Source organism: Jannaschia donghaensis (assembly GCF_001403795.1).
Classification (GTDB): domain Bacteria; phylum Pseudomonadota; class Alphaproteobacteria; order Rhodobacterales; family Rhodobacteraceae; genus Jannaschia; species Jannaschia donghaensis.
Genome location: NZ_CXSU01000012.1, coordinates 682,934 through 699,210, shown reverse-complemented (window position 1 = coordinate 699,210; position 16,277 = coordinate 682,934). Strand labels below are relative to the sequence as shown.

Genomic DNA, 16,277 nt, shown 5'->3' with positions numbered 1-16,277 from the left:
AACACGGAGATAGACTGCAAAGGTGCCTTCCGAATTTGATAACGGTTGGAGCTCGCGACGTATCTTGGGGGATGGCGAACCACCGCTTCGTGGAACGGTGAGTAGGAGATATTTCTTGAGACCCCCATTTTTCGCCCGAAATCGGTTGTATTTCGCGTTGACATCATTGGCAATTTCATTTGGATCAACCCAACTATTTGTTACTTCATCGCAAGAATATAAAATTGGTATTTTAGAATATGCCTTCTATCTATTTTTTGCCATCATTTGGTTAGTGCCGGATTACTTGATCTGGATTTTTTTCAGAAAAAAAAAGTCATTTTGGAAGTAACCAAGTACTCTTTACACTAAGTACGTAAGGTAATTTCGAGCGCAGCAGGCTCTGGCGTTGCGGCCAATTGTCAGCGACGCAAAATCGGGTGAAATGGGTTTAATCGGGATATTCGCCCCCTCACCCTACCCGCACCACCATCTTCCCGAAGTTGCGACCCTCCAGCAGGTCGAGAAACGCCTCCGGCGCAGCCTCCAGTCCCTCGACCACCTGCTCGCGGTACTGCACTTTGCCGTCTTCCAGCCACCCGGTCATGTCCTTGACAAAAACCTCATGTTCCTTGGCCCCGAACGTGTCGAAGATGATGAACCCCTGCATCTTCACCTTCTGGCGCAGCACCGTGCTCAGGATCTGCGGGACTGGAGAGAGAGACTGACCCTGCCTAGAATGGTCCAGTCGGCCAAGTAGGGCTCCGAGCCATCGTGCTGTTTGGAGGCGGACCACAGACGCGTTTGGCTTTATTCCCGATGAATGTGATCACCGACGTAGGGCCGATCCGTCGTGGGTCCGCCGGATTGCATCGCCGAACGATGGTAGAGCGTATCGAAAAAGGGGGTCTGGTGCCCGACCCCCGAATTCGGACGTGTCGGCGTTTCGGCTCGACCCCTCCAAGTTATTGATTTCATTATCATCAGATTGCCCAACCTTAGAAGGATGGTTGCCTCCCGGCAAAGGGACATATTTTTCCACTGCTTCGATACCCGGCGAAACGAGCAGCTCCGTCACTCTGCGAAGTAGCACCCGCTGAGTACCAACCCGACCACAATCATCACGACGCGCAGAGCGCCGCCCGGCACCCTCCGCCCGAGACGTGCGCCACAATAGCCGCCGCCCAGCGCGCCTGCGAGGACGTCTTGACCTGCGGCCATGCCACGACGCCCCCGAGCGCGAAGACGGTGACCGGGATCTCGGTGATGACGGTGGCGAGCCGGTTCTTTTGCGCGCTCGCCATCTGCACGTCGCGCACGCCGACGATGTGAGCGCGGCCATCAAAAGGACGCCTGGCCCCGCCCCGAATTATCCGCCCTAACGGCGACGAGGAACTCCACCCCGCCAGTCACGAAAGGCCGGTCGAAGCGCAAGTCCTCCGTGGCGGCGGCCAGCTTCGGCCCGAGGGCGATGAGCGGGGTCGCGGCCAGTAGGAGCCACGGCACGAGCGCGCTGAAGGCATCGGCACCTGTGGAGTGCAGCAGAAGCGCGCCGACGAGGCCGCCGGCGGCAGCGACCAACGTCTGCGCGACCAACGGCCGCCCAGCCGCGCGCGGCTCAGCACGGTTGGCCTGCACGGCGCAGATCGCGACGGCGTTCGATGCGTTCGCCATAAGGGGCCGCGTCCGGAGGTGATCAGGGCGGTGAACGCGAAGATCGTCCGCCTCCCGCGATGGCGCTCACCCGGCCGCCGAGAATGCCGGTGGCGAGGAGCAGAAACGCGGTGGCGAGGTTCATTCGACCGAGCCCGATCCGGTTGCGTCCGCGACATTCATGCCGAGGGTGCCGTTCCGTATTTGAAGCCTTTGTGACCTGCGCCACGCTTTTCCGGCTCATCACACATGCGGGCAAGCCTTTCGACGGAAACCGGCACCGGACCGGAGCGCCCGCGTGTCGATGGGCCGTCGAACGGGCCTCAGCGATATGAGACGACCTGGCAAACCTCTGTCGCACAGGCGTCATCAATCTCGGCTACCGCTTACGACAGGCTCGTCGTCAGACTCTGTCGCAGGCCGAGCTGTCCATGGCGTACGGAGGCGCAGATGAAGTTCACAGTCCATAATCCCACGACACGCTCACAGCATGCCGAGGCCCGCGAGGACCGAAGCGACAACCGCTCGGGCGTCCCCACGATCGGCGACGTGATCGCAGCCCGGATGGGCCGCCGCGACATGCTCAAGGGCGTCCTCGGGTTCACGGCCATCTCGGCCACGGTCGGCCCGATGGCGCTGGCGGCGCGCGGCGCACGGGCGCAGGGCAGCGCGGGGTCCTTCGCCTTCGAAGAGATCACAGCAAAGGTGACCGAGGGCCACGAGGTCGCGCCGGGCTATGACGCCGACATCCTTCTGCGGTGGGGCGACCCGCTCTTCCCCGACTCGCCCCCGTTCGATCCCATGAACCAATCGGCGGCGGCCCAGGCGCGGCAGTTCGGCTACAACAACGATTTCGTCGGCTTCGTGCCCCACCCCGATGCGCCGGAGGACGCGGACCGCGGCGTCCTTGTCGTCAACCACGAGTACACGAACGAAGAGCTCATGTTTCCCGGTCTCGGGCGGCAAGACGAAGATGCTGTGGGTTTCGCCGGCATGACGAAAGACCTCATCGACGTTGAAATGGCGGCGCATGGCGGCACCGTGGTGGAGATCGCGCGCAGCCCGGATGGCAAGTGGTCGGCGGTGATCGACAGCCCGCTTAACCGCCGCATTACGGCCAAGACGCCCATCGCGATCTCAGGGCCCGCCGCCGGTCACGACAAGCTCAAGACATCGGACGATCCGACCGGACGCGAGGTTCTCGGCACCATCAACAACTGCGCGGGCGGGATCACACCGTGGAACACCTGGCTAATGGCCGAGGAGAACTTCAACGGCTACTTCTGGAGCGCGGACGACCAGTCCCAGGGCGAGGGCCTGGAAGACGATCCGGCCAAGGTCGCGTTCGAGCGCTACGGCATTCCCGGCCGCTGGTACGCTTGGGGCCAGCACTATGATCGCTTCGACGTCGCGAAGGAACCCAACGAGCCGAACCGCTTCGGCTGGATGGTCGAGGTCGATCCGGCCAACCCGAACGCCGCGCCGGTCAAGCGGACCGCGCTCGGACGCTTCAAGCACGAAGGAGCCCATTCGGTACTGAACCCGGACGGTCGGGTCGTCGTTTTCATGGGCGACGATCAGCGGTTCGACTACGTCTACCGCTTCGTTTCCGACGCGGCCTGGGATCCGTCGAGCCCCGATCGCGACATCCTCGACAAAGGCACGTTGTCGGTCGCGCGCTTCGAGGCGAACGGGACGGTCCACTGGATGCCGCTGACCTTTGGGACCGGCCCGCTCACGCCTGAGAACGATTTCGCCGACCAGGGCGACGTGATGGTGCAGACGCGCCGCGCCGCCGACTTCCTGGAGGCGACGCCGATGGATCGCCCCGAGGACGTTGAACCCAATCCCGAACGCGGCACGGTCTACGTGATGCTGACCAACAACACGCGGCGCAAACCGGGCGAAGAAAATGCGGCCAATCCCCGGCCGGAGAACGTTTTCGGACATATCATCGAGATCACAGCCCCGGATATGGACTTCGCCGCCGACACGATGACCTGGGAGATCCTCGTCAAGTGCGGCGACCCCAAGATCGCCGAGGTCGGTGCCACCTTCTCCACCGCCACGACCGAGGATGGGTGGTTCGGCATGCCCGACAACTGCGCGGTCGATCCGGACGGGCGGCTGTGGATCTCGACCGACGGAAACTCCGGTGTGGACACCGGCCGTTCGGACGGGCTGTGGTCGCTGGAGACCGAGGGCGACATGCGTGCGACCTCGAAGCACTTCTTCCGCTGTCCGGCCGGCGCGGAACTTTGCGGGCCGTATTTCACCCCCGACGGCGAGACGCTGTTCCTGGCGATCCAGCATCCGGGCGACGGTGGCGAGGATTGGCCCGAGTTCGGCCGCGTCTCGACGTTCGACGATCCGTCGACCCGCTGGCCTGACTTCCAGCCCGGCATGCCGCCGCGCCCGGCGGTGATGACGGTCACGAAGCGGGATGGCGGCAGGATCGCCTGAACGCTCGATCGCTTCTCTTGCGCCAAAGGTCCGACACCTTCGCTTGAAGTTTGGCGCGTGGTGGTCCTTTAAGGCAGGTACGTCCGAGGCTCCGATCTCGCCTCGGGCGTGCGGTCGCGTTCCGGGCCCCTCGCCCTGATGGCTGGCGTGGACGATAGATCGGCAAGAACCTGCTGGGCGCGAAGGCGTCACCGTTCCATGACCCGGCCGACATCCGGTCTTCACAAAAATCGCCGACTCTCGGGCTGCCCGCGCCCGCGTGGCGCTCGATGGAATGGGAGATGAACCGATGACCGTGACGATAGCTTTGGGTCGCGCCGCCTTGCTTGCCGCGACCGCCATGATCTTACCCGGAAACGCCTTGGCCGACTTCGATTACGTCGCGGGCATCAGCGCGACGGGCACGGCGGAAGGGGCCGAGACCGTGTCGGGAACAGTGTTCCACGACCTCAGCCGCGACGGCGGGTTCCAGGCAGACGAGCCCGGGGTGGCGGGCGTCATGGTTTCGAACGGTCGCGACGTCGTGGTGACGGACGCGGACGGGACCTACGAGCTTCCGACCTACGAGAACATGACGGTGATGATCGTGGAGCCGGCCGCCTACGACGTGCCGACAGACCGGAACGGTGTGCCGCAATTCTTCCGCCATCACCTCCCCGAGGGCACGCCCGAGGACCTGCGCTATGGCGGGCTGGAGCCGACCGGACCGCTGCCGGAAACGATCGACTTTCCGCTGGTCCGGACGGGCCCCACGGACGCGTTCAGCTGCGTGATGATGGGCGACACGCAGCCGTATTCCAACACCGAGATCGGCTACGTCCGCGATGCCACGCTCGACTCGATCCTGGCCGAGGACCTGTCGGACGCGGAATGCATGGTCATGCTGGGCGATGTGATGGGCGACGACCTGAGCCTGCTGCCACGGTTCATGTCCCTGTTCTCGTCGGTCGGCCTGCCGCAGTACTACGTACACGGGAACCACGACTTCGACTTCGACGCGTCCACCGACGAGCATTCCGCCGACAGCTGGCGGCAGATCTACGGTCCAAACTACTATGCGTTCGAGATCGGCGAGGCGACCTTCATCGCGCTCGACAACGTGGTCTATCCCTGCGGCCCGCAAGATGACGGCCCCGGCGGGCGCGACGCCTGTACCGATCCGGAGCAGACGGTCTACAACGGCCGCGTCACCGACCGGCAGATGGAGTGGCTGGCCGGCATCCTCGAGAATACGCCCGAGGATCGCCTGATCGTCATGCTCCACCACATCCCTTTCGTGTCGTTCATCGACAGCAATACCGGGCGCCACCAGACCGACAACCTCGCAGACATCCACGAGATGCTGGCCGGCCGCCCCGCCGTCAGTTTCTCGGGCCACACCCACACGTTGGAGTATCTCGACGCTGGCGAGTGGTATCAGGGGTGGGAGGAACAGGTCGGCGTCACCCGCCTGCCCTTCCCCCACGTGGTCGGCGGGGCGCCCTCGGGCAACTGGTTCTTCGGCGACATGGGTTTCGACGGCACGCCCCTGTCCTTCGCGCGGGGCGGCACGCCGCCGGGCTACATGATGGTTCGCTTCGACGGCGCGGAGTTCACTGTCGACTTCCGCGCAGCGGGGATGCCTTCGGACCGCCAGATGGGTCTTGCCTTCAACACCCCCGGCTTCCGCGACTGGTTCACGACACTGATGGACTGGACCGAAACGCGCGACGACGAGGACGAGGAGGCGGCCGGCATATCCGGGACGCCGCCGGTCACCGTCAACGATCTGCCCGACACCCGCCTTCTTACGCCCGCGGACATCGACGGCACCACCTGGTTGACGGCCAATGTCTGGAACGGCGGCCGCACGACGGAGGTCTTCGCGCAGATCGGCGACGGGCCACGGATGCCCATGAGGCGAAGCCAGTCTGGCGAAGGCGAGGACGTGCTGACGGGCGCCGAGTATGCCGATCCGTTCTCCGTGCCGCGGCAGATGACCGTCGGTCGCTACGGCTGGGAGAGTACGCAGGGCGACCCGCGCGCGCAGGGCTTCGAGCTTTGGCAGGGCTCTGATTTCGGACCCGCGAAGCCGCAATCTGCCGAAGCCTGGATGGTCGCGGACCAGTCGCCGCATCTGTGGCGGTTGGAGATGCCTGCGGATCTGCCATCGGGAACGCACGTGGCGCGCGTGACGGCGGTGCAGCCCGACGGGCGCGAATGGACGGACTACATCGTCTTCGAGATGCGCCCGGAGCGGCCCTTCCCGTACTGGGATGACACGCTCTGGCAGGACGCCGCGAACTGACCGGACTGCTGGACGGCAAGGCAGCGCGGGCGAGCGCGGCCTTGCCGCTCGGTCTTGGGCCCATCCCGACCGGCGGCGTTCGCACGCGCGAAGCTAAACGTCCTGTCGGAGCATGGTCTGCGATCCGCTTCCAGGCTGGAAGAGTGGCATCTTTTGCTTGCCTCGCCCGGTCTCCGACGCGTTCCTTGAAAACGCATCGGCCCCAGCAAAGCCTCCTTCCGCAAACACCAGGAACGAATGTGGGGCCCACATCGCGCTCCCCTTGGGCCATTCTTCGGAGCGGGCGTTCGTGCTAGTCTCCGGGGCAACACGCTTGGTGGAGACCGACCCATGCATGCTGACTACTTTGCCGACCAGCTTCGCGTCATGGCCGCCCTCGGAAATGGTCCGGCACCGGATCGGACTCTTCAGGCCTTCAAGATGATCCCGCGTGAGACATTCGCCGGACCCGGTCCGTGGAAAGTACGCTCCGCCCTCGCGCAGAACGGTTTTGCCATCCGACACACGCCCGATAACGACCCGCGATGGCTCTACCACAGCGTCCTCATAGTGCTGGACGAGGAGAAGGGCATCAATATCGGGGAACCCAGCCTCTGGGCACGTCTTTTGACCCGCGCGGATATCCAGCCGGGTGCCCGCATTCTCCAAGTTGGCGCAGGGGTCGGATATTATAGCGCGATCCTTGGCCATCTTGCCGGACCGGACGGCCGTGTGCTCGCCTATGAGGCACAGCAAGACTTGGCTGAGCGCGCCGCTGTCAATCTCGCTGCCTGGTCCAATGTCGAGATCCGCCATGGCAACGCCGCCACCGATCTTCGCGGGGACGATGCCTTCGACCTCATCGTCGCGTTTGCGGGCGTCACTCATATCCCTAAGGCGTGGTCGTCGCGTCTGGCACCGGATGCCCGCCTTCTTTTGCCGCTGACCGGGACTACTGGCTGGGGTGCGATGATCCTCGCTTGTCGATGCAACGATGGATTTGATGCCGTTACCTTGGGACAATGCGGATTCTACCCCTGCATCGGCGCGAGAGACGACGCGTTTGCACGACGCGTGACCGATCTATTCTCGGACCCATCCAGACTGGTTGATTGGCACCTGCGAATGATCGACACGGATGACGGAGCCTGCCTAGAGAATGCGGTCACTTGATGCCGGTGTGAACGCGTTGCTCGCCTGGCCCTGTGGAAGCAATCCGACCGGGCGCAGGCTCTTGGAACGAATAGGTGTGTTCTGCATGGGTCTCATCGCGTGACGCGGCCGGGACCAACCTATACGGGACGGTCCCGGCGCTTGCTCATTTCGAGAGGGTATGGGTGCCGGTGCTGTCAAGCGCAACACATCGGCTCACCCGCCAGACGCTCGTCCGGCTGATGCCGAGTTGTCTTGCCACGGCGCTCGGCCGAACGCCCTCGACCAAGAGGCGGCGGACCTGCCCCACGTCGATCGACGCCTTTCGGCCTTTGTAAACGCCCCGTACTTTGGCTTTCGCAATCCCTTCCATCTGCCGCTCCCGCCGGAGATTGGTCTCGAACTCCGCGAAGACGCCAAGCATGTTGGGAATGGCTCGCCTGCCAGTGTAGAAGTATCGATGGGCTGTTCGGTTGCGCGGGAGCGTCGCGCCCTTCGCCTTCAGCTCGCGGATGATATCCTGCAAATCGCCCATCGACCGCGCCAGGCAATCGACACGGGTGACAACGAGTTCGTCACCGGGCCGAATGACGTCGAGCCGTGTTCGCAGCCCGTCCCTGCCCCGGACCGACGTGCCGGAAACGTTCTCGGCGCGGATCACGCGGCAGCCTGCTTTCTCCAGCGCCTCGTACCGCACATCGAGATCCTGGTCGGTCGTCGATACTCGGGCGTAGCCGTCGCTCCGCCCGGGCGGGCGGGACGGCTGCATTCTCAGCATTCCATGAAATACTCATCGTGGGGTTCTTCTCTTGGGTTGAACCCCGATCAGCCTGCTCACTTATATCTAATTCGATATAGGTGAGGCGTGAAGCGGATCATGTTCCTCGGAGATGCCTTCGACCAGGTGCGGCCCTCTCCCGAAGGCGCGCGGCAGGACACAGGCGTGCAATTGCACAAGGTCCAGCAGGGTCTGGAGCCGAGCGACTGGAAGCCGATGGCCACGGTCGACCCGGGTGCGCGGCAGGTCCGTATCCACGGCGACGGCGGCGCCTTTCGCATCCTCTACGGGGGACATCTAGCCGACGCTGTCGTCGTTCTGCACGCCTGCGAGAAGAAAGCGCAGAAGACCCCGACGCGAGATCTCGACTTGGCGAACGGTCGGCTACGAACGTTCACCACCATGCAGATGAAGGGGAAGAAGTGATGCCCGACGACGATTTCGACGTGCAGTCCTTCGACTCCGTCTGGAACGCGATCGAGGACACGCCCGAGGAAGCCGCGAACATGCGGCTGCGGTCAAAGCTCCTGACGGCCGTCGAACAGGAGGTCCGGTCCTGGGGTCTGACGCAGGCGAAGGCCGCAGAGCGGCTCAGGGTTACCCAGCCACGGCTGAACGACCTTCTGCGCGGGAAGATCGCCAAGTTCAGCCTCGACGCGCTCGTCGAGCTGTCCGCGCGCGCCGGACTCGCCATCAAGTTGGGTGTCGATAAGGCCGTGTAGATGCCGCTGCCGCATTGCCTGTGGAGCGCCTCATCCTCGTCATCGACCCCGCCTGTCCATCCGGCGGAGGCGTTACCCTAGGCACGTTCCATTCCTCTCTGCTAGGCAGGCTATGATGCGGCTCCTCCTGATCCTACTCCTCTCCATCGGCATGCTCCTACCGCGGGCAAGCGCCGTACTGGCGCAGGTCGCGGGGTTGGAGAGCGTGGTCATCTGCCGGGGTGCCGAACTCGTGACGATCACCTTCGCGGCGGATGGCACCCCGGTGAAGACGGAGATCGAGGAGCACGGGCCCTGCCTCGCCTCCGCGACGCCCAATTCCTCCGCGCCGCCGACACCGGCCTGGACCCGGCTCGTCCACACCCCGATCCCTGCACCCGCGTGCTGCACCGCCCCCTGCAATCCGGCCCATTGGGACGGCCCCCCGCCCGAAAGGGCACCGCCCGTTCCAGTCTGATCGATTCCCGCGTGGAACGGGCCGACCGACGGGCCGCTTCGGGGAGTAAGATCCAGCGCAATCGCACCGTGCCGCTCGCCCAAGCGCCACATATCCCAGATGTCTTGTCTGTTGTTTTCTCTGGGGGCTCTTCGCCAAGGCGGGTGGTCGGCTTACCGGGCGTGGATTGCGCATATCAACCTTGCCGGCGGGCCGCGCGCCCGCTCTCCGGACCCATCTCGGGCGCGCCGTTCCTTTGCAGGGCGCGACGACCGCCGGAGCGACCACCTTACCTCATTAACCTATAGGAAATCGCCATGATCGACCGACGCCATTTCGCCCTCCTCGCCGCCGCAGGTCTTCTCGGTACGGCCGCCGCACCGCGTCCCGCGCGCGCGCAGACGGCTCTGCCCGAGGGCTCGGCCCGCGCGGTCCTCGATGTGCCGCTCCACGACATGTCCGTTTGGCCGCCCGACTGGACGGGCGACGAAACCGTGCTCATGCTGGCCTATCCCGGCATGACTGCGCTCGACCTCGTGGGGCCGCAATACATGTTCGGCTCGCTTTGGGGCGCCACCGTGCAGGTCGTCGCCAAGACCCTCGATCCGGTCGTGTCCGACACCCGGCTGGTTATCGTGCCGGACACCACCTTCGACACCGCCCCGGAAGCGCCCACGGTCCTCTTCGCCCCCGGCGGCATTTCAAGTACCCTTAACGCCATGGAGGACGCGGAGACGGTGGACTTCCTCGCTTCTCGGGGCGCGCGGGCCGACTACGTCACCGCCGTGTGCACCGGCGCGCTGCTATTGGGCCAAGCGGGGTTGCTGGACGGCTACAAGGCAGCGACGCATTGGCTGGCACGCCATACGCTGGACGCCTTTGGAACCGAGGCCGTCAACGCCCGCATCGTGCGCGACCGCAACCGTATCACCGGGGGCGGCGTGACCGCCGGGATCGACTTCGGCCTCGCCATGCTCGAGGAGTTGCGCGGCACCCGCTATGCCCAAGCGGTGCAGCTGCTGGCAGAATACGCGCCCGAGCCGCCACTTTCGGCCGGAACTCTCGAGACCGCCCCGCCCGATATCCGCGAGATGATGGCGGGCATGTTCCCCGGCTTCGAGGACCATGCCCGCGCCGTCGCAGGCGAGCGGCGGTAGGATATATATGTTGTGCCGTTTCTCTATCGGTTCTCTCGAAAGAGGATGTATCCTGCGTGGTAGAGGACGTCGTTCCGGAACTGCCCGTCGGCATAGAAGCCTGTGTCGTCCCAGTATTGGATTATGTCGCCGGTAACGCGGTAGCGCCCTTGCCAGGCACTTTGGCGAGTGCCACGCGCCTCATCGTAGCGGCCATTGTTCAGAAGCTCATGTCGAATGTGCCCATCCTCGGTGACCCACATCCCGACATAGGGGTGATCCTGCGGCTCGGTCTCTGCCTCGGGTCGTGGCGCAGGCGGGACGTCCGTGGTGACGAGCTGACCCTGGGCCCCGATGGCGCTCATAAGCGCGACGCCCGTGCCGAGAAGCGTCTTTCGTATGGCATGGATCGATCTCCTCATCCGGTATCTGCGCTGGTGCGGTGCCGCGCCGTCGCTTTTGTCGAGCTGATCGATCCTCATTCTGCGGCGGTCTCGGCCTCGAAATCGGTGGACCTCGACAGATCGGTCCACCTGGCGAGTTCGGCCTGCCGTGCCTCGTAGGCCTGACCCAGGAACTGGACCGCGTCGGAACCCATGGCGAGGCGCAGGGGCGGCTCGGCCTCGCGGCTGATCCGCACGAGCGCGGTTCCGAGCCTGGCCGGGTCGCCGGCCTGGACTTGGTTTTGCGAGCCGTAGAAGCTCTTGGTCGCAGCGCCGTATTCGGCATAGTCCGGGATCTGCTTGTCCGAGAAGCGGATCGAGCTGTCGTGGAGGAAGTCGGTCCGGAAGAAGCCCGGTTCGACGATCGTCACGCCGATGCCGAAGGGCTTCACCTCCAGGGCGAGGCATTCCGAGAAGCCCTCGACCGCGAATTTGGTGGCGCAGTAGATCCCCGCGATATCGAAGCCGAGTGCCCCGCCCACGGAGGAGATGTTGAAGACGTGCCCGCCCTTCTGTGCGCGCATCACCGGCAGCACCGCGCGGGTGACGTGCATCAGCCCGTGCACATTGGTATCGAACTGACGCGCAATCGTCTTCGCTTCGATCTCTTCGAAGACGCCGAGCTGTCCGTAACCCGCGTTATTGACCAGCACGTCGATGCGGCCGAACCGCTCAACCGCTTCGCCCACCGCGACCTCGGCGCGGCCTGCGTCGGTGACGTCGAGGGCGAGGGCGAGCACGTCGTCCCCTTTCGGCAGAGCGGCCTCCACCGTCCCTACGTCGCGGCCCGTGGCCACGACCCTGTCGCCCGCAGCGAGCGCTGCCTTGGCGATCTCGAGGCCCATGCCCCGCGATGCGCCCGTGATGAACCAGACCTTTGTATCGTCCGCCATGTCTCTCTCCGTCGATCTGGGGCCGCCAGAATCGGCCGCCCTTCGAACGCCAAGATGGCGAGCACAGCCGTAGGGGCGGTAGACCGATCGCCCGGAATGATTGCCCGATCCTCCGCCTCGGCCCAGAAACACGTTGAGCCTCGACATCCCGAGGGCGACAATACACCTGACCGCAGGCCAGCCTAGGGAGGGCCAAGATGAATGATCCGCTTCGCACCCTCACCACGAAGGTTGCCCGATCCGCTCGGACCGATGGCATCCATGCAACACCCGTCCCGCGCCTGCACCTCATTCGAAGCGGCACACCCACACAGGACATCCACGCCGTCCACGAGCCGGCGATCTGCATCGTCGTGCAAGGGGCCAAGCGCGTCCTTCTCGGCGAGCAGGTCTACGAATACGATGCCGCGCGCTACCTTGCGGTCTCCTTTGATCTGCCCATCGTCGGGCAGGTCACCCAGGCAACGCCGGATCGGCCCTATCTTTGCCTGAAGCTCGACATCGAAGCGAGCCTGCTGGCCGAGTTGGCGGCGGGACTGCCATGGGACGGCGGAGGCGGGTCCGGCGCTCCTGGCCTGTCGCTCGGCCGGACGACGCCGAATATCCTCGACGCGGCGGATCGCCTCGTGGGCCTCGTGGAGACGCCCGCGGACGTGGCCCCCCTCGCACCGCTCTATGAGCGCGAGTTGCTCTACCGCGTCCTGAGCGCCCCGGGGGGCCGCGCCGTCGCCCGCGCCGTCCTTGCGCCTGGCCCCGAACGCCACGTCGCGCGCGCCATTGCCTGGATCCGGGAGCGATACCGCGAACCCTTCGAGATGGCCCGCCTCTCCGAGGCCGCCCGGATGCAGCCCTCGGCGCTCCACCAGCACTTCAAGGCAATCACCCAGACCTCGCCTCTCCAATATCAGAAGCGCCTGCGCCTTCTGGAAGCCCGTCGCCTGATGCTCTTCGAGGCGCGCAGTGCCGCCGAGGCCGCCTTCGCCGTCGGCTACGAAAGCCCGTCGCAGTTCTCCCGCGAATATCACCGCCAGTTCGGCAAGCCGCCTGTTCGAGATATAAAAACCTTCGAAACGGAAAGGCGAACGGTCGCTTCGCTTTGAGGACTCTGGCTCTACGCGACCGGTGGCCGAGTGGCCTGACCCCCGTGCATTCCAGAGGTGTGGCGGGTACCCTTTCTGGATGGACCTCTTCGGCAACGCCCTTCGCGACCGACAGGCCGGGCATCACGGCCGGCTGCTGACCATCCGGCGCGACGACGATCACGTCGACGCGCACGATCCCGGTCTCTACTTCTCTTCGGAACCGTTCCCGCACGAGGCAGAGCTTCTCAGGCAGGCCGAAGGACCCGTCCTCGACGTGGGCTGCGGGGCGGGACGGACGCTTCTGTGGCTGCAAGGGCGAGGCATCGCCGCGACAGGCATCGACCTTTCGCCCGGCGCGGTGGCGGTGGCCCGCGCGAGGGGCTGCGCGGACGTGCGGCTCGGCGATGCGATGGACCCGGCGTCCGACGCGTTGAAAGACGGACGGTTCCGGACGATCACCCTCCTGGGCAACAACCTCGGCATCGGCGGGACCTTCGAGGGCGCGGCGACGCTGTTGCGGCGGCTGGCGGGCGTGACGGCACCGGGCGGATGCCTCCTCGTCACCGGCCTCGACATCGCGCGGACCGAGGTGCCCCATCACCTCGCCTACCACCGGCGCAACCGCGACCGCGGGCGCCCTATCGGCGAGATCGAGATGCGCTTCGAGTACCAGGGCGCGGTCGGCGAATGGGTGCCGTGGTTTCATCCCGAACCGGTGGAACTCCAAAGGCTGCCAATGGCGACGGGATGGGTGGTCGAGCGCATCGGCCCCGCGGCGGGGCCGTTTTGGGCGGCCGTGCTGCGGTTGGAGCGATAGGCTGCACGCTGAAGATACGGGCGGCTTCGTTCGATTTGGGCGGCCTTACCGCGCTTGACGCAGGTCAAGGCCGCCGCCGCAGAAACATGGAGCTATGACCTGAACGCGCGGGAACGCCCGTTCGGTCTCATACACAGCACGCGGCGATCCATGCTCGGAATTCTCCTTTCGCTCGGACTTCTTATCCTGCTCGCCTATCGCGGCGTGAGTGTCATCGTCCTGGCCCCGGTCCTGGCGGTCCTGGCAGTCGTGCTGAACGAAGGCGGGCCAGTTCTGGGTACCTACACGCAGGTCTTCCTGCCCGCGATGGGCGGCTATGTGGTGCGCTTCTTCCCACTTTTCCTGCTCGGCGCAATCTTCGGGACGCTCATGCAGGCGACCGGCTCGGCCGAGGCGATCGCGCGCTGGATCGTGGCGCGCCTTGGCGCGGGGCGATCCGCCCTCTCGGTGGTCGTGGCCTGCGCAGTGCTAACCTACGGGGGCGTGTCGCTCTTCGTGGTGGCCTTCGCGGTCTATCCCATCGCGGCGAGCCTCTTCGCGGCCGCGGGCCAGCCCAAGCGCCTGATCCCCGCGACGATCGCGCTCGGGGCGTTCACCTTCACGATGACGGCGGTGCCGGGCAGTCCGCAAATCCAGAACGCGATTCCCGCCCCCTATTTCGGGACCGACAGTTTCGCAGCGCCGGTCTCGGGCCTCGTGGCCGCCGTTATCATGGCAGGCTTCGGGATGTGGTGGCTGACCCACCGCCTGCGCCAAGCGGCGGCCGCCGGTGAAGACTACGGCGAGGCGGACGATTTCGCCGGAGGCAGCCGGGGGACCGAGGACTTGCCGGCCGTCTGGATCGCGGCCGCGCCCATCGTGCTGGTCATCGCGGTCAACCTCGTGGCGTCGCGCGTTATCCTGCCGGCGCTCGACACTGCCTACCTGGCCGAGGTCGGTTACGGCGCGACCACGCTGGACGCCGTGCGCGGCACCTGGGCGTTGATCGTGGCGCTGACGCTGGCGATCCTCGCGTGCATTGGGGTGAACCTGCGCCGCCTTGAGGATCTGAATGAGACAGTCAAAGCTGGCGTCGCGGCCTCCTTCCTGCCGATCTTCAACACGGCGAGCGAGGTGGGCTACGGCACCGTCATCGCATCGCTCGCGGCCTTCGCGTTGCTGCGCGACGCGCTGGTGCAGATCGCGCCGGGCAATCCGCTCATCTCCGAGGCGGTCGCCGTCAACATCCTGGCCGGCGTGACCGGCTCGGCGTCGGGGGGCATGAGCATCGCGCTGGAGGCCCTGGGCGAGACCTACCTCGCCATGGCGATGGAGGTGGGCATCTCGCCCGAGATGCTGCACCGGGTCGCGGCCCTCGCCTCTGGTGGCTTCGACGTGCTGCCGCATAACGGCGCGGTCATCACACTCCTGGCGATCACGGGGCTCACACACACGAAGAGCTATTTCGACATCTTCATGGTGGCGGTGATCGGGCCGCTTCTGGGTCTGGCGGCAGTCCTCGCGCTGTCGTTCGTGCAATGACCCGTCCGCGGATCGCGTTGGCGTTGCAAGGCGGCGGTGCCCATGGTGCCTTCACCTGGGGTGTTCTCGACCGCCTGTTGCAGGAAGAGGTCGAGATCGTCGCGCTGAGCGGCGCGAGCGCCGGGGCGATGAACGCGGTCGCGGTCGCCGATGGCCTTGCCGGGGACGGACCGGAACAGGCGCGCGACCTGCTGCGCCGGTTCTGGCGGCACGTCGCTGGGGTCCATGCATTCAGCCCCGCGCGGGTTCGCCCCTACGAACGGTTCATCGCGGCCACGCCCTTCGGGCAAACACCGATGCGCGCCTGGCTGCAGGGCTGGGAGGGGGTGCTCTCGCCCTATCAGTTCAACCCGTTTGACGTGAATCCGCTCCGCCGGATCGTCGAAGATCTTTTCGATTGGGACCGCATCAATTCGAACCCCGCGCCGCGCCTCTTCCAAGCCGCAACGAACCTGCGCTCCGGCGAGCTCGAGATCTTCCGCCAACCCGCCATCGACGCCAGGACCACCCTGGCCTCCGCCTGCCTGCCGACGCTCTACCGCGCCGTCGAGATCGCGGGCGAGGCCTATTGGGACGGCGGCTATACGGGAAACCCGCCGCTGATGCCGCTCGTGCGCGAGGCGGGGGCGGACGATATCGTCTTCGTGCAGGTCAATCCGTTCCGGCGCGACGACCTGCCCCTTCGCGGTGTCGATGTCGAGCAGCGGCTCAACGAGATCGTCTTCAACGCAAGCCTCCTGAGCGAGCTGCGGGGCATCGCGCTGATCCGCGAGATGATGGCGCGCCAGGACGCAAGGCCCAAGCGCAAGATCCGCCTGCACCGCATCGCTGACGAGGAGGCGATGCGGCACCTCCCGCCGGGCAGCAAGATGGACGCCTCGCCGCAAGCGCTCCTGCAGTTGCGCAAAATTGGGAGCGCTGCGGCGGAACACTGGC

General features: G+C 65.5%; 17 protein-coding genes. 11 read left to right on the top strand and 6 right to left on the bottom strand.

Annotation, left to right across the window (positions count from 1 at the left end):
• Positions 1–451: 451 nt before the first annotated feature.
• The 3 genes from JDO7802_RS12665 to JDO7802_RS18410 form a co-directional block, all read right to left on the bottom strand.
• Positions 452–649, bottom strand: coding sequence for a hypothetical protein (locus tag JDO7802_RS12665; RefSeq protein WP_055086115.1), 198 nt, complete (start codon positions 647–649; stop codon positions 452–454).
• Between the two features lie 451 nt (positions 650–1,100).
• Positions 1,101–1,298 (bottom strand): hypothetical protein, encoded by a 198-nt coding sequence (locus JDO7802_RS18415; RefSeq protein ID WP_055086113.1) that lies wholly within the window; start codon positions 1,296–1,298, stop codon positions 1,101–1,103.
• Positions 1,299–1,320: 22 nt separating this feature from the next.
• A complete protein-coding gene (locus JDO7802_RS18410) occupies positions 1,321–1,653 on the bottom strand; it encodes a hypothetical protein (RefSeq protein WP_055086111.1) in 333 nt (110 codons plus the stop codon).
• 429 nt (positions 1,654–2,082) lie between these two features.
• Here JDO7802_RS18410 and JDO7802_RS12650 point away from each other — a divergent pair, with 429 nt between their 5' ends.
• The 3 genes from JDO7802_RS12650 to JDO7802_RS17685 all read left to right on the top strand — a co-directional run bounded on the left by JDO7802_RS12650 (position 2,083) and on the right by JDO7802_RS17685 (position 7,534).
• Positions 2,083–4,095 (top strand): PhoX family protein, encoded by a 2,013-nt coding sequence (locus JDO7802_RS12650; protein WP_055086109.1) that lies wholly within the window; start codon positions 2,083–2,085, stop codon positions 4,093–4,095.
• A gap of 289 nt (positions 4,096–4,384) precedes the next feature.
• The gene (locus tag JDO7802_RS12645; protein WP_055086107.1) at positions 4,385–6,382 is read left to right on the top strand and encodes a calcineurin-like phosphoesterase C-terminal domain-containing protein; all 1,998 of its coding nucleotides are present in this window, start codon (positions 4,385–4,387) and stop codon (positions 6,380–6,382) included.
• A gap of 366 nt (positions 6,383–6,748) precedes the next feature.
• Positions 6,749–7,534 (top strand): protein-L-isoaspartate O-methyltransferase family protein, encoded by a 786-nt coding sequence (locus tag JDO7802_RS17685; protein WP_187298138.1) that lies wholly within the window; start codon positions 6,749–6,751, stop codon positions 7,532–7,534.
• 145 nt (positions 7,535–7,679) lie between these two features.
• On the opposite strand, the gene JDO7802_RS12635 is transcribed toward JDO7802_RS17685, so the two are convergent.
• Positions 7,680–8,282, bottom strand: coding sequence for a recombinase family protein (locus tag JDO7802_RS12635; protein WP_187298137.1), 603 nt, complete (start codon positions 8,280–8,282; stop codon positions 7,680–7,682).
• 96 nt (positions 8,283–8,378) lie between these two features.
• On the opposite strand from JDO7802_RS12635, the gene JDO7802_RS12630 reads away from it, so the two are divergent.
• The 4 genes from JDO7802_RS12630 to JDO7802_RS12615 all read left to right on the top strand — a co-directional run bounded on the left by JDO7802_RS12630 (position 8,379) and on the right by JDO7802_RS12615 (position 10,606).
• Positions 8,379–8,717 carry a type II toxin-antitoxin system RelE/ParE family toxin gene (locus JDO7802_RS12630; RefSeq protein WP_055086103.1) on the top strand — a complete coding sequence of 113 codons (339 nt, stop codon included), beginning with the start codon at positions 8,379–8,381 and terminating at the stop codon, positions 8,715–8,717.
• Positions 8,717–9,013: a helix-turn-helix domain-containing protein gene (locus tag JDO7802_RS12625; protein ID WP_055086102.1), complete on the top strand. Its 297-nt coding sequence runs from the start codon at positions 8,717–8,719 to the stop codon at positions 9,011–9,013. The genes JDO7802_RS12630 and JDO7802_RS12625 overlap by 1 nt, the downstream gene beginning before the upstream one ends.
• A 112-nt stretch (positions 9,014–9,125) precedes the next feature.
• Positions 9,126–9,470, top strand: coding sequence for a hypothetical protein (locus JDO7802_RS18005; protein WP_144430610.1), 345 nt, complete (start codon positions 9,126–9,128; stop codon positions 9,468–9,470).
• A gap of 296 nt (positions 9,471–9,766) precedes the next feature.
• Positions 9,767–10,606 carry a DJ-1/PfpI family protein gene (locus JDO7802_RS12615; protein ID WP_055086098.1) on the top strand — a complete coding sequence of 280 codons (840 nt, stop codon included), beginning with the start codon at positions 9,767–9,769 and terminating at the stop codon, positions 10,604–10,606.
• A 23-nt stretch (positions 10,607–10,629) separates the two neighbouring features.
• Here the strand turns inward: JDO7802_RS12615 and JDO7802_RS12610 are convergent, their stop codons facing one another.
• Together JDO7802_RS12610 and JDO7802_RS12605 are read right to left on the bottom strand one after the other, a co-directional pair.
• Complete coding sequence (locus JDO7802_RS12610; RefSeq protein WP_083481244.1) at positions 10,630–10,950, bottom strand: Atu4866 domain-containing protein; 321 nt, start codon at positions 10,948–10,950, stop codon at positions 10,630–10,632.
• Positions 10,951–11,063: 113 nt separating this feature from the next.
• Positions 11,064–11,921, bottom strand: coding sequence for an oxidoreductase (locus tag JDO7802_RS12605; protein WP_055086096.1), 858 nt, complete (start codon positions 11,919–11,921; stop codon positions 11,064–11,066).
• Between the two features lie 197 nt (positions 11,922–12,118).
• Between JDO7802_RS12605 and JDO7802_RS12600 the strand changes: the two genes are divergently transcribed.
• The 4 genes from JDO7802_RS12600 to JDO7802_RS18290 form a co-directional block, all read left to right on the top strand.
• A complete protein-coding gene (locus JDO7802_RS12600; protein WP_055086094.1) occupies positions 12,119–13,021 on the top strand; it encodes an AraC family transcriptional regulator in 903 nt (300 codons plus the stop codon).
• A gap of 79 nt (positions 13,022–13,100) precedes the next feature.
• Entirely contained in the window at positions 13,101–13,820 is a 720-nt protein-coding gene (locus JDO7802_RS12595; protein WP_055086092.1) for a class I SAM-dependent methyltransferase, read from the top strand.
• A gap of 150 nt (positions 13,821–13,970) precedes the next feature.
• Positions 13,971–15,341 (top strand): GntP family permease, encoded by a 1,371-nt coding sequence (locus JDO7802_RS12590; protein ID WP_055087236.1) that lies wholly within the window; start codon positions 13,971–13,973, stop codon positions 15,339–15,341.
• The coding region (locus tag JDO7802_RS18290) for a patatin-like phospholipase family protein (RefSeq protein ID WP_055086090.1) at positions 15,338–16,277 on the top strand (940 nt) is incomplete at its 3' end. The genes JDO7802_RS12590 and JDO7802_RS18290, both read left to right, overlap by 4 nt.

Coding starts and splice junctions, on each gene's coding strand:
- JDO7802_RS12605 (WP_055086096.1), bottom strand. CDS start 11,921: ATGGCGGACGATACAAAGGTCTGGTTCATCACGGGCGCATCGCGGGGC.
- JDO7802_RS12650 (WP_055086109.1), top strand. CDS start 2,083: ATGAAGTTCACAGTCCATAATCCCACGACACGCTCACAGCATGCCGAG.
- JDO7802_RS12615 (WP_055086098.1), top strand. CDS start 9,767: ATGATCGACCGACGCCATTTCGCCCTCCTCGCCGCCGCAGGTCTTCTC.
- JDO7802_RS17685 (WP_187298138.1), top strand. CDS start 6,749: ATGGCCGCCCTCGGAAATGGTCCGGCACCGGATCGGACTCTTCAGGCC.
- JDO7802_RS12625 (WP_055086102.1), top strand. CDS start 8,717: ATGCCCGACGACGATTTCGACGTGCAGTCCTTCGACTCCGTCTGGAAC.
- JDO7802_RS12610 (WP_083481244.1), bottom strand. CDS start 10,950: ATGAGCGCCATCGGGGCCCAGGGTCAGCTCGTCACCACGGACGTCCCG.
- JDO7802_RS12635 (WP_187298137.1), bottom strand. CDS start 8,282: ATGCAGCCGTCCCGCCCGCCCGGGCGGAGCGACGGCTACGCCCGAGTA.
- JDO7802_RS12645 (WP_055086107.1), top strand. CDS start 4,385: ATGACCGTGACGATAGCTTTGGGTCGCGCCGCCTTGCTTGCCGCGACC.
- JDO7802_RS12665 (WP_055086115.1), bottom strand. CDS start 649: ATGCAGGGGTTCATCATCTTCGACACGTTCGGGGCCAAGGAACATGAG.
- JDO7802_RS12600 (WP_055086094.1), top strand. CDS start 12,119: ATGAATGATCCGCTTCGCACCCTCACCACGAAGGTTGCCCGATCCGCT.
- JDO7802_RS18410 (WP_055086111.1), bottom strand. CDS start 1,653: ATGGCGAACGCATCGAACGCCGTCGCGATCTGCGCCGTGCAGGCCAAC.
- JDO7802_RS12590 (WP_055087236.1), top strand. CDS start 13,971: ATGCTCGGAATTCTCCTTTCGCTCGGACTTCTTATCCTGCTCGCCTAT.
- JDO7802_RS12595 (WP_055086092.1), top strand. CDS start 13,101: ATGGACCTCTTCGGCAACGCCCTTCGCGACCGACAGGCCGGGCATCAC.
- JDO7802_RS18005 (WP_144430610.1), top strand. CDS start 9,126: ATGATGCGGCTCCTCCTGATCCTACTCCTCTCCATCGGCATGCTCCTA.